The sequence below is a fragment of the Tenacibaculum aiptasiae genome, assembly GCF_965221665.1.
Taxonomy (GTDB): Bacteria; Bacteroidota; Bacteroidia; order Flavobacteriales; family Flavobacteriaceae; genus Polaribacter; species Polaribacter aiptasiae.
In genome coordinates, this window is record NZ_CBDCSN010000002.1 from 116,355 (window position 1) to 129,108 (window position 12,754).

The 12,754-nt window shown below is 30.0% G+C and carries 11 protein-coding genes and 3 tRNA genes; 3 read left to right on the top strand and 11 right to left on the bottom strand.

Features of this window, described 5'->3' with window-relative positions:
* Positions 1–3 precede the first annotated feature (3 nt).
* The 6 genes from ACOQN8_RS00750 to ACOQN8_RS00775 form a co-directional block, all read right to left on the bottom strand.
* Entirely contained in the window at positions 4–2,202 is a 2,199-nt protein-coding gene (locus tag ACOQN8_RS00750) for an NHLP family bacteriocin export ABC transporter peptidase/permease/ATPase subunit (RefSeq protein ID WP_272149797.1), read from the bottom strand.
* Between the two features lie 15 nt (positions 2,203–2,217).
* A complete protein-coding gene (locus ACOQN8_RS00755; protein ID WP_420551239.1) occupies positions 2,218–3,483 on the bottom strand; it encodes an NHLP bacteriocin system secretion protein in 1,266 nt (421 codons plus the stop codon).
* A 22-nt stretch (positions 3,484–3,505) separates the two neighbouring features.
* A complete protein-coding gene (locus ACOQN8_RS00760; RefSeq protein ID WP_420551240.1) occupies positions 3,506–5,062 on the bottom strand; it encodes a TolC family protein in 1,557 nt (518 codons plus the stop codon).
* An 11-nt stretch (positions 5,063–5,073) separates the two neighbouring features.
* Positions 5,074–5,592, bottom strand: a complete 519-nt coding sequence (locus ACOQN8_RS00765; RefSeq protein ID WP_272149800.1) for a cyclic nucleotide-binding domain-containing protein — start codon at positions 5,590–5,592, stop codon at positions 5,074–5,076.
* A 126-nt stretch (positions 5,593–5,718) separates the two neighbouring features.
* On the bottom strand, positions 5,719–6,381 hold the full coding sequence (locus ACOQN8_RS00770) for a helix-turn-helix domain-containing protein (RefSeq protein ID WP_420551241.1): 663 nt from the start codon (positions 6,379–6,381) through the stop codon (positions 5,719–5,721).
* 17 nt (positions 6,382–6,398) lie between these two features.
* Positions 6,399–7,082 carry a hypothetical protein gene (locus ACOQN8_RS00775; RefSeq protein ID WP_420551242.1) on the bottom strand — a complete coding sequence of 228 codons (684 nt, stop codon included), beginning with the start codon at positions 7,080–7,082 and terminating at the stop codon, positions 6,399–6,401.
* Between the two features lie 169 nt (positions 7,083–7,251).
* Between ACOQN8_RS00775 and ACOQN8_RS00780 the strand changes: the two genes are divergently transcribed.
* Positions 7,252–8,010: a helix-turn-helix transcriptional regulator gene (locus tag ACOQN8_RS00780; RefSeq protein WP_420551243.1), complete on the top strand. Its 759-nt coding sequence runs from the start codon at positions 7,252–7,254 to the stop codon at positions 8,008–8,010.
* Here the strand turns inward: ACOQN8_RS00780 and ACOQN8_RS00785 are convergent.
* The gene (locus tag ACOQN8_RS00785; protein ID WP_420551244.1) at positions 8,002–8,763 is read right to left on the bottom strand and encodes a ThiF family adenylyltransferase; all 762 of its coding nucleotides are present in this window, start codon (positions 8,761–8,763) and stop codon (positions 8,002–8,004) included. The two genes, ACOQN8_RS00780 and ACOQN8_RS00785, sit on opposite strands and share 9 nt — an antisense overlap.
* A 305-nt stretch (positions 8,764–9,068) precedes the next feature.
* Between ACOQN8_RS00785 and hpf the strand changes: the two genes are divergently transcribed.
* Together hpf and ACOQN8_RS00795 are read left to right on the top strand one after the other, a co-directional pair.
* A complete protein-coding gene (gene hpf / locus ACOQN8_RS00790; protein ID WP_420551245.1) occupies positions 9,069–9,371 on the top strand; it encodes a ribosome hibernation-promoting factor, HPF/YfiA family in 303 nt (100 codons plus the stop codon).
* Between the two features lie 18 nt (positions 9,372–9,389).
* A complete protein-coding gene (locus ACOQN8_RS00795; protein WP_420551246.1) occupies positions 9,390–10,223 on the top strand; it encodes a universal stress protein in 834 nt (277 codons plus the stop codon).
* A gap of 61 nt (positions 10,224–10,284) precedes the next feature.
* Here ACOQN8_RS00795 and ACOQN8_RS00800 read toward each other — a convergent pair.
* From ACOQN8_RS00800 to ACOQN8_RS00815, 4 genes are all read right to left on the bottom strand, one after another.
* Positions 10,285–10,358, bottom strand: a tRNA-Arg gene (locus tag ACOQN8_RS00800).
* Positions 10,359–10,374: 16 nt separating this feature from the next.
* A tRNA-Pro gene (locus tag ACOQN8_RS00805) sits at positions 10,375–10,449 on the bottom strand.
* 14 nt (positions 10,450–10,463) lie between these two features.
* Positions 10,464–10,546 (bottom strand) — tRNA-Ser (locus ACOQN8_RS00810).
* A gap of 99 nt (positions 10,547–10,645) precedes the next feature.
* Positions 10,646–12,694 carry an HD family phosphohydrolase gene (locus ACOQN8_RS00815; RefSeq protein WP_420551247.1) on the bottom strand — a complete coding sequence of 683 codons (2,049 nt, stop codon included), beginning with the start codon at positions 12,692–12,694 and terminating at the stop codon, positions 10,646–10,648.
* Positions 12,695–12,754 lie beyond the last annotated feature (60 nt).

Here is a 12,754-nt window from a genome sequence, read left to right on the forward strand (position 1 = left end):
CCTTTATTTTGAATCAATTAGTCTGGCATAAGTGCCTTTTTTGTTTAATAATTCCTGATGCTTACCTCGTTCCACAATTTTTCCAAATTCCATTACAATAATCTCATCACAATCCATAATAGTACTTAACCTATGTGCAACAATTAAACATGTACATCCACGTTTCTTAATATTATCCATAACTATTTTTTCAGATTTTGGATCTAAGGCACTTGTAGCTTCATCCATAATTAAAATAGTTGGGTTTAATGCTAGAGCTCTTGCAATCTCTAATCTTTGTTGTTGTCCGCCACTAAAATTTGAACCGCGTTCTAATACCTGACTATCATAAGCATTTGTTCTAGCAGCTACTACATCGTGAATAGCAGCATCTCGAGCAGATTGAATAATGTGTTTTTCGGGAATTTTAGAATCCCAAAATGCTATATTTTCTTGAATAGATCCTTTAAACATTAAAACATCTTGGTCTATAACTGCTACTGATTCTGTGATTACTGGTCTAGGAATTTCCTTTCTCAACTTACCATCAAATTGTATTTCTCCTTCCCATGGTTCATATAATCCTGAAGCTAATTTTGCTATTGTAGATTTTCCACTCCCAGATCCACCTACTAGAGCAACTCTACTTCCTGGTTTAAGACTTAAACTAAAATTCTCAATTAACGCAGGCATTGTTGTATTATAACCAAATGTTATATTCTTCATTTCAAATTGCCCAATTAGCTTATTCAATTTAATATTAGTATTTAATGAAGTTTTAATATCTGATTTACTATCACGAAGCTCATTTGCCTTATCATAATTTAAAACATCATCAATACAGGCCATATCTCCTTCTGTTTCTTGAAGTAACCTTCCTACGTTTACAAGTTGGTTTACTGGCCCCATAAAGTTGTTCATTAAATACAAAAAAGCAACAAGCATCCCTAAAGTCATTTGACCATCCATAACTCTCATAGCCCCTACTCCTAATATAATGGTAGTGGTTAGTGACATTAAAAGAGGCGGAATTATATTTAATCGTGTAGTTAACCAACCCAATTCTTGTTGAGCATTCATTACTTTTGCTAAGTACCCAGTCCATGTAGTAAAAAAATCATTTTCCCTTCCAGATGCCTTCAAAGTTTCAATCATACTTATACCTGAAATTGTAGTTCCAAGAAGTTTCCCATTTTCATTTAGAAACCTTCGATTTCCATCTTTTCTGGCTCTAGAAACATATTGTAAGGCTACAATATTTAATCCTGCCATAATTATTCCAATCACCGTAAGTACAACATCATAAGACAACATTAACAACGCATAAAAGACAACTACTATAGCATTTAAAGCAGCATTAGCTAAATCACCACTTAATAGTTTAGCTACTTTATCATTTAAGGATACTCGATTTCCTATTTCACCACTGTATCGTTGTGTAAAAAATGAAATAGGTAGCTGAAACACATGCCATAAAAACTTGCTTGATGTAGTTAAAGCTAATTTGGTTTCAAGTCTTAATAAATAATATTGTTGTAAATAAACCAGCATTGAATTAATAAGTAAAACTGCACCCATTATTAGTAATAAAGGCATTATAAATTCAGACACCCCATTTATCAAATATTTATCAATAAATATTTTTGTAAACGATGGAATAACAAGCCCCGGAATCACTAAAAATAAACTTACTAAAATTATATACGTTATACTCAATTTGGAACTTTTCACTCTAGAAGCCAATGAATTGAACAATCCTTTTTTTTCGTTTCCTTTTACAAAATTTTCTCCAGGTTTAAAGGTAAGTACTACTCCTGTAAAAGCTTCATCAAACTCTTCGTGAGTCACATGATATCTTCCTTGAGCAGGATCACTTAAATACACTTTATTTTTGGTAAACCCTTCAATGACTAGAAAATGATTGAAATTCCAAAAAATAATTGCTGGCATTTGTAATTGCATTAACTTCTCTACTGATTTAGCATATCCTTTTGCTTCTAATCCGTGCTCTCTTGCAGCTTTTAAAATATTTGTTGCTTTTAATCCATCTCTTGATACACCGCAAGAAATCCTTAACTTTTCTAAAGGAATAAATTTTCCGTAATATCCAAGAATAATACTCAATGCTGCTGCTCCACACTCTACCGCTTCCATCTGAAGTACAGTAGGTGTTTTAACAGGTTTAGCTTGCTTTTCAATAATTGATTCTGTCTTCTTACTCATAATTTCTTGGTATTATTAATACAAGTCAAAAAATTTCTTTAAAGCAGGAACGACAATAGCTGCTGGGGGTTCTGTTTTTACCGTAATTTTCCCCATACATGAAGTACCTTCATTAATTGCAATTTCAGGTCCTTTTGCTGATGTCCACTTAAAACCACTAAAAGCTTCTTTATCTTCTTCAAACTCAACATATACTTCAAATAGTGCTCCTTTAGACAACAAACCAGAAACTAACTGGTCATTTTTTACTGTCATCATCATTCCTTTTTGTGTTATCGGAAAATCTGAAACATATGTTACTCTACCTTTCATAAAACCATATTCTTGAGGTTGAACCGTTGAGGGCACAACAAAAGCCTCCATACCCTCCTTAATTTTTTTACCATCTTGTGAAGGGATATAAAGTACTCCTCTAAGTTTTCCGTCATTAGCAATTTGATTCTTATTTTTTAGTTTAAATAAGGGAGTTCCTTGTCTAACAACAATACCTGCTTCTGATAATACCTCTACTACTTCTCCTGAATAAGAACTTCGCATATTGGTTTGTATGTCAAATCGTTCTTTTAAATGCTCTAATTGTCTTTTAGTTTCTGCGATGCGTTGCTTACTTACATTCAATTTTTGTTGCAAATCAAATCCTATATTTAGTTTTTTACTAGAAGATTGTACTAATTGACTTTTTAATCGTTCAATGGCATTTTTTGCAACATCTATTTGTTGCTTTGTATTTATTAATTGAGAGTTGGTAATTAAGCCTTGTTTTAACAAAGTTTCTTCTCTAGCCAGTTGCGCCTTTAAAAAGCCTAAATTTTTATTCTCTGTTTCTATTTGAAGCTCTATACTTATTCTTTGTTGTTGGACTAATTCTCCTTGCAAACGAGTATCTTGATTTCCATATGACAATAGATGTTTCAAGTCAAACTCACGTTCTTTTAAAGTAGCTTTTACTTCTTCTATCTGCTGGAATAACTCAGGTTGCTCAATAGTTGCTATAATATCTCCTTCTTTTACCCTTTCTCCTATTTTTACATTAAGGTTTATCAATTGTCCTTGTGAAGTAGCTACGACTTCATGAATTTCGCCTCCTAACAAAACACCTACAACATTTAACTTTGTTTTTACATTACCTAAAAAAGACCAGGCTATTCCTGTTCCTAAAACTATCACTATAGTGAGTAAAGCAATCCATCCTCTAGGGTTCGTTACTTTAATTAATTGATCCAGTTTTTCTGGAGTCGATAACTTTTCTAATGCTGCTTTTCTGAAAAATCCTGCTGCCATGATTATTTATTTTTTACTATTTTTAGTTAGGGATAGTGAAAAACAATGTCTTATTTACATCGCTTCCTCCATTTTTATTGACCAATAGTGTTCCTGTTACATATCTAATATTTACAATAGCTTTGGCAAATTGCTGATGAGCTCTTAAATAGTCTAATTCTGCAAAAGTGAGTCTTTCTTGAAACTGGATAAGATTTAATAAAATGGTCATTCCATTTCTAAATTTTATTTGTTCATTATTATAAACCTGCTTGTAAAACTCTAAAGCCTCTTTTGCTTTTTTTAACACTCCCACGTTATTTTTCAAATTATTGAACGCAATAGATACATCTAAATTTATGTTCCTTTCTAAGTTTTCTGTTGTAATCTCTTGATCTTTTAGAGCTACTTTGTTTCTAATAAAATTTCCTTTTGCTAGATTATTATTAAGTGGAAATGTAAAATTCAACCGTAAACCATACCCTAAGTCCCTTCCTTCATTTCTAGAAAATGTTGCCAATGCTGTACTTAAACCGTTACCGCTATTTATACCTCCATAGCTTACAAACCCTGATAAATCTAATTGTGGCTTTTTACTGTTTTCTGAAAGTTTTAATCGTAATTCTAAAGCCTTTTGTATTTTCTTAGCAGCTTCAATATCAGCCCTATTCTTTTGTGCTATTTCTAAAAAAATATTTTCATTGAGTTTTTCAGTATATCCTGATTTATTTATGGCTGGGAATTGATCTAAAGGAGTTCCTAATTTTTTACTATCATCTTCACTTAAACCAATAGCTCTCCCTAAATTTAACTTAGCGTTGTAAAGTATTTGTTCTGCTACTTTTGTTTGACGTTCTTGATTTGCCAAATCTGCCTTAACCTGATCTAAATCACTAGCAGGTCTTCTATCTGCTTTCACTAACTCTTGGGTTATTTCTAGAACTCGTGTTACTCTAGCTTCATTTTCTTTATAAATAGTTAAACTTTTATAAGCTGTTACATATTCCCAGTATGCAATACTCATTTGAAACAACTCAAATGAATTTCGAAATTCTGCAGTATGATTTGTACTCTCTAAATTTAATTTTGATGCTTGTTCTAAAGCTGTTGAAATTGATTTCCCTCTCCCTCTTAATAAAGGTTGAGTTAACGAAAATGTACTTAAAACTGTATGGTTACCAATATACTCCCCTACATTTTGATTAAATCTATTAATTGGATAATTATCTGTAGCTAGCTTATAATCTACTTCTAAATTGGCTGTAAGACTAGAACGAAATGTTTTTTTAAAACCTATTGAAACATTGGTTCCTTCCGACTTTAATTTATTAATAAAATTATTTCTTGGATCTGCTTCTAATAAACTAAACGTATTTCGGTTTGATGATATTCCTGAAGTTAACTGATAATCGAATGCACTTCTTTGTATTCTCAAACTACCTTCAGCATCCTTTACTGTTAATAAATTCTGCTTAACCAATGGATTTTTTGCAAGAGTAATTTTCGTTAGTTCAATCAAGTCGACTGGAATTACTTTTTGACTAAATCCTTTAATTACAAAATGTAATAACATTATTGATATAACAACTTTACGCATCATATTAAAGCTATTTATACTTCTGAAAATTTTTGAAGTATTTGACCAAACCTTGAACCAGCTTGTGAAATACCATCTAGTACATTTTCATCTATTGTATCTGCCTCTTCTGGATTTCCATATCCTAATTGTCCCGTGGTTTTCCTTAACCTATTAGATAAGAATAATGAGATCGCGTAATAAAAATTAGCCTTAAATTCTAAATTGTTTGCTAATCTACTATTCATTAACTCTCTAGAAATACTATACACAGAAGTTACTTGTGTTGCTATAACTGATACTGAAGGTGGTCTAGATTCTAAAAACGACATTTCTCCTACAATTTCCCCTGCCCCTATAAGCGCTATACTTTTATCACTTGAGCCATCGGTTATAGACAGTTGACCAGAAAGAACTATATATAAATTCTCTATAGCTTCTCCCTTACGTATTAATCTATCACCTACTTCTAAATCTTCTTTATTACCATTATTGATCATCCATTCTATATCCAAATCATTTAGATGTCCTAATAAAAAAAGTACACGTTTCATTTGCTTCTGTATTAAAATTAATAAGGCTAAAGGTATATTTTGAAGCTATTTTAAAACTGCCAAAGAATCAGTTGAAAACGACGTAATAAAAAGCATCACTTTTTATCTAGAAAGGATCAAAACCATTTAAAACCTTCTTTCATTAAGAAGTTTTTTGGGAAAAATCCCATATTGTTGTCTAAATAACTTTGAAAAATAATGTGTATCGTAATAACCAACAGCATAAGAAATTTGAGAAATTGAGTCGTATACATAATCATCTATAAACTGTTTCGCTTTATGCAATCGTAATATTCTTATGTATTTATTTGGTGTTAAATGTAAAAGTCCTTTTATTTTTCGATGTAATTGTCTTTCACTAACAGCCATTTTGTATGATAGATCATATAGATTTAAATCTTTATGCTTAATATTTTTATATACTTCATTTTCCATTTCTAGTAACCATGAAGTATCTTGTTGTGAAATTTTATTAGGGTTAATTTCTTTTTTGCACATAAATTGTACTCTTTCATTACCATGATATATTTGATAAATCAAAGGGGACTTTTCTTTGGGTTTTCCTTCTTTAGCTAATTTTACAACCTCATCTATTAAACTTGCAATTTCTTTACTACTATTAAAGATTATATCATTTGTTGTTCTTTCTGGTTGTTTATTTGTAATAATATCAATTGTTGTTAATTTTTTATTAGCTTCTATTATAGACTTCAGGGGGATTTTAATTTCTTTTATTAAATCTATTAAAACATCTGAAGAATTTAAATTATTTATTTTCTCTAAATTCATTTTGGTTGTTTTAATATTTAAGCACTCAGTGCAATTGTTGTATTAATTGTATTATTAGTTTTTTCTTTTGAAGATGATATCATGTATTCTTTATCTGAAACAGCCTCTACTAAATGTTTATTATTATTATAAAATTCAATCACGCCATCATAAGTCATTGCAATAGGTATTGTTTCCGATCCTAAATAATTTAAAGATTCTCCTATAACCATAGCCTTTACTCCTAAAAGATTTAAAACCCTTAATAATTTACTATCACATTCGGCAAAAGCCATATTACCTTTGTGATTACAAATAAGTTTAGCTACACAGACTAGTAATTTTTTAAATAAATTAAAATCACGTATATCTTTATTTACCGCAAATCGTCCTATATGGTAAATATCATTTACATTAGGAGTGTTAATTGCTAAAAGTGGATTGATTCCAAAAATTTTCTGAATAGGTAGAACATCTATAAAGTTCCATTTTAAAACTCTAATTGCACCTACTATTGCTCCTTCTTCATTTCTAGTAGTAAAAACTTCTGAATTTTCATAAAACTTTAATTCCTCTTTATAAATAGCATTTACATCATTCTTATAATTTTCTGGAAGATTATTTTCTAAATGATGTTTGAAGTTTTCGGTAACTACAAATTCCGCTAAATCTAATAATTGATTTTTCTTGAGCTTTTCTAAATAATTTTTTGTGAGTATCATGGTATTAAGTTTGGTACTCAAATCTATTTAGAGAAGATTCAAAATTCATTACACAAAAGTGTAGTAATGAACCACTTAAACACAACCACACAAAAGAGTAGTTAAGATTTTACCCTTTTGTGTAATTCTTTTAAAAATATTATATTTAGCAAGCTTAAAAAAAACTATAATGCCAGATATTAATAATTTTTTCTCTTTTGTTAATAAAGTTGATTTTGTTTCTGAAGACGACCAAAAACAAGCTATTAATTATTTAGAATCAATTGATGCTTTTGCCAGAACAACATACAAAAGTTTATATGTAATTGATTATGAGAAAAAAGGTTTTGATTATGTTTCTGACAACCCTTTGTTATTATGCGGGAATACTGCTGAAGAAGTAAAAAAAATGGGGTACGCATTTTATTTTAAGCATGTAATAGAGTCTGATCTAGAACTTCTTTTAAAAATTAACACTATTGGTTTTGAGTTTTATGAAAGAGTACCTATGGAAGAACGTAAAAACTACACTATTTCATATGATTTTCATTTAGTTAATAAAGAAGGTGAAAAAACATTGATTAATCATAAAATGACTCCTTTATTTATGACATCAGAAGGAAAATTATGGAAAGCAATTGCAATTGTTTCTCTTTCTTCCGAAAATAAATCAGGGAATATTAAAGTAACAAATAAAAAAGATAATAAAGTATATCACTACGATTTAAAAGGAGATTTCTGGAAGGAAACTGAATCGACAAAATTAACCAGCAGAGAAAAAGAAATTCTTAAACATTCAACCAGAGGATATACAATAAACGAAATAGCTGAAGCTATATACGTCTCACCTGATACTGTAAAATTTCACAGGAAGAAATTATTTGAAAAACTTGGGGTAGCTAATATTTCAGAAGCTATTACTTATACTACAAACAATAAATTAATTTAAATCATTCATTATTGTTGACAAATAAAATTCTGGAAACTGTTTGGTTTTTTTGTTAGTAGCAATATTATACAAAAGATGTGTACTCATAGCTGCTACTAACCAAGATGCTATTGATAATTGAGGCGGTGGTAGAACTTTTTTCTCTTTCATATATTTTTCCATAGCCTCTTCTAACCAAGCATGAGGTGTTCTCCAAAATTTTAAATAACTTGTAGCATATTCAACCATTTTAACTTCGTTAAATTTTTGATTAGGCTTTTCTATTGAATCTAATGGTAAACCTTCTGGACTAATCACTGTTACTAAACCTCCCCAACCTAAATTATATGGGTGCAACACCGGAATATTATTTTTCTGACAAATTTTATCAAAAGTCAAAGGTACATCAGATGTAAAATCTAAGGCATTAATAGCAATCCTATGACCTAAAATAAACTCTTCAACATTTTCAGTTGTTAAATAACAATCGTGTATCTTAATATTAGCTTCTTTATTTATAGACAATAACCTTTTTTTTATAGCTTCTACTTTACTAGTTTTTAAATCTGCTTCTGTGTAATTTTGTCTATTCAAATTTGATAACTCAACTTCATCTCCATCTATTATAGTTATATTTTCGAACCCAAGTCGCAAGGCACATTCTGCTATAATACTTCCAATGCCAGAACCTCCAAGTACAACAGGACAATTCTTTATCGTCTCTTGTTCACTTTCTGTTAAGTAGATTCTATTCCTAATATATCTTGTTTCCATAGTTATTAAGTTTATTACAAAGCTAGTTCAAAACAAACGACACATTGCTACCCTAAAAGGTAGGTTTAGTAATTACTCTCTTCATAATACCATAGTTACTATTTAACTTTTCAAAAAAGAGTTTTATTCAAATACCAATTTTAATATCTTAAAAATACTCTTTCAAATTTTATCCTGTTGTCAATTTCAAAAAAACATCTACACAGTTTCCTGTAAATATACCTCAATAAACTTAGATATAAACTGATATATATCATTCCAAAACATATTTCTTACAGCTAAATTTGAATATCAAAACAAAAAAAATGGAAGTACATATTCAATTCGTTAAAATGCCTGTAAGTGAAAATTTACAAGAATTCATTCAAAAAAAACTTGATAAACTTTATAAAAAATATGATTGGCTTATAAAAGCTCAAGTTTATATAAAATATGAAAATGATCCTACATCAAAAGGTAAAATCTGTGAAATGGTTTTAAGTCAATCTGGTCCTCAAATATTTGCTTCTTCTAATGAAGACAATTATCAATTGGCTGTAAAAAATACAGTTAGCGACCTAGAAAGACAGTTAAGTAAGCGTAAGCAGATTATGAAGTCTCATTTATAATTTCTAAAACCTACTATTATGAAACATATTTTAATACCAACCGATTTTTCAGAGAATGCATGGACAGCCACTGTTTATGCACTTAAACTCTTTACTAATGAACAATGTGTTTTTCATTTACTTCATTCAGCACCAGTTAAGTCATCAAGAATCTCTTCTTTTTCAAATAAATTAACTCGTGTAATGCAAGAGAATGCTGTAAATGATTTAAAACATTTACTTGAACGAGTAGAAAAAACATTTGCGAACCCTAAGCATAGTTTTAAAATATCAACAAGCACGCATGATATTGAACAAGCTGTAGCTATTGCTGTAGAAAACCATGATATAGATTTAATTGTTATGGGAACCAAAGGAGCAACAGGTGCTAAAGAAATTTTCTTAGGAAGTAACACTGTAGAAATTATAAGTAACCTTTCTAAATGTCCAATATTAGCAATACCTAATGGTACTGAATACAAAAAACCTGAAAATATTGGTTTTTCTAGTGGATTTAAACGCTTATACAATAGTACAGAACTAGATGAAATCAAAGATCTTATTAGTTTGTATAATTCTAAACTAAACGTATTCCATATACAAACAAATGAAGAATTAGATACTAGTCAAAAAGAAAATTTAGATTCTTTACAAATGTATTTGAAAAATGTAGAAACTAGTTATACTGAAATAACTCAGTACACAAATATAACAGATGAAATTATCGATTTAATTAATACTTATAAAATTGATATTTTGACAATGATAAAATACAAACACAGTTTCTTTGAAAACTTATTTAGAGAACATGTAATAGCAAATTTAGGACATCAATTAACGATTCCTTTTATGGTTATACCAGCTACAACATAAGTTAGTTAAAATGAATCATACAAAAACAAAAAAGCCTTACTGTTTCCAGTAAGGCTTATTGTGATCGCGACAGGATTCGAACCTGTGACCGTCTGCTTAGAAGGCAGATGCTCTATCCAGCTGAGCTACGCGACCAGTAACTCTTATTTTGTCGGGGCGGCAGGATTCGAACCTGCGACCTCCGCGTCCCAAACGCGGCGCGATAACCGGGCTACGCTACGCCCCGAGTGCAATTCTTAGCGGAGAGACAGGGACTCGAACCCTGGCGACCAATAAGGTCGACAGATTAGCAATCTGCTGCATTACCACTCTGCCACCTCTCCGGAGACTTTCAAAGCGTTTGAAACTTTGAATTAAAAATTGCGAGTGCAAATATATAACCGATTAAACATTCACGCAAGTTTTTTTGAAGAAAAAAATCACTAATCTGGATACTCAACACGTAAGTGGTAGATATTCATCAACTTATTCTTAATAATTTTTTTTATTTTTTCTATTTCTCTAAACGTAATATCCGAATTTCGGAACTGATTATCGTTTTTTTGCTTGTTTATAATCTTATCTATTAATTCATCGATGGATTGTGCTGTTGGATTTTTTAAACTCTTAGAAGCTGCTTCTGCTGCATCGCACATCATTAAAATTGCCGTTTCTTTAGAAAATGGGATTGGTCCTTGATATTGAAACTTCTTTATATCTATTTCCTCGTCTGGATTATTCTCCTGCTCTTTTTTATAAAAATAATAAGTTACACTTGTTCCGTGATGTGTTCTTATAAAATCAATAATTCTATCTGGTAACTTATTCTTCTTAGCTATTTCAATTCCGTTAATTACATGATCTAAAATAATTCGAGCACTATCTTTAGGCAACAAGTCGTTATGCGGATTAACTCCTGTTGATTGGTTTTCGGTAAAGTACATAGGTTGTACCATCTTCCCTATATCATGATACAAAGCTCCTGTTCTTACTAACATTGAATTCGCTCCTATTTCATTTGCTGCTGCTTCGGCCAAATTAGCTACTTGCATAGAATGTTGGAATGTTCCTGGGGCTTTTTCATTTAAATCTCTTAAAAGCTTCGAATTTGTGTTTGATAACTCTAATAATGTAACATCGGAAACCAACCCAAATAGTTTTTCATAGAAGTAGATAAAGAAAACCGCTAAAAACGATAACAATCCATTTGCTGCAAACAATCCAAAGTATAACCAATTAATTTTATCTGCATTTCCTTCTTTTAAAATTGAAAATGCAAAATAGGTAATCATATAAATCAGTGTAATTTGTCCTATTGAGACAAATAAACTAGCTCTTTTATACAATTCCGAAACCGTTAAAATTGTTACAATTCCTGCAATAATGTGTAAATAAATAAATTCAAAACTATTGGGTACAATAAACCCTAATAATAATACTGTTAATACATGAGTAAATAATCCTAATCGTGCATCAAAAAACGCTTTTAAAACAATTGGCAAAATACTTAGAGGCACAACATATAAATATTCTGAATTGTACTTAACAACCATTGTTTGTACAAAAATCATTAAGAATATATTGAAGAATATAAAAGTTACTTTATTATTGTTTTTATAGATCTCAAGTCTGTATTTCTCTAAGAAAAGCAATAACATTAACAAAGCCAACGATACTAAAATTGTATACCCAAAAACAATCCAATTATAATTCGATTCTGTCCAAATTTGAGAGCTAGAAGCTAACTCATATGATTTTAATACATTAAACTTTTTTCCTTCAACAATATCTCCTTTTAAAATAATTAACTCTCCTTTCGATACTTTACCTTTAGCTAACGAAATACTATTTAAAGCCTCTTGTAGCTCTCTTTCGCTATATTTTACATCGTAACTTACATTTGACCTTAAAGTCTCTGATATGTATCTTAAAATTAGTTGTTGTTGATTTACATTTAAATCTTTTACTTTCTGATTAACATAACTTAAAACTTCATTGGATTGAATCAATCTAGAAAAGGGTACATCCTCTATAGAATTTCCTTTTCTTAAAATAACAATGTCTCTTTTATTAGCTTTTGCATTACTAATCGCATCTAATAAACCATATCTGTATATAGAATTAATAATACTTTTCCCTATTTTTTTCAGAAACTGAACTTCTTTAACCGATAAAGAATCTGATGGTATAATTTTACTCTCAAACTCTTCCAATACTTTTGCTTTAACACCTGTATCTACAACAAAATATTTTTTAGCATTTGCTTCTATATTTTTAATCTCCTCTTCTTTTTCTTTTTCTGTTTTTTGAATTGCAAAATCAAAGGGTGAATATAAATTATCATACTGCCATGGCTTACCTTGAGGGAAATCGTATTTAAACTGCCCTCCTTTAGGAAATAAGTAAACAATTGCTGTAACGGTTATTAAGAATAACAATACTTTGTAAATTATTGCATTGTTCTTATACAATTTATTGATAAAATCGTTCATTTTTAGCTTTTAAAAATGTAAATATAACCTTTATCTATTATTTGAGTACTTGTTATAAAA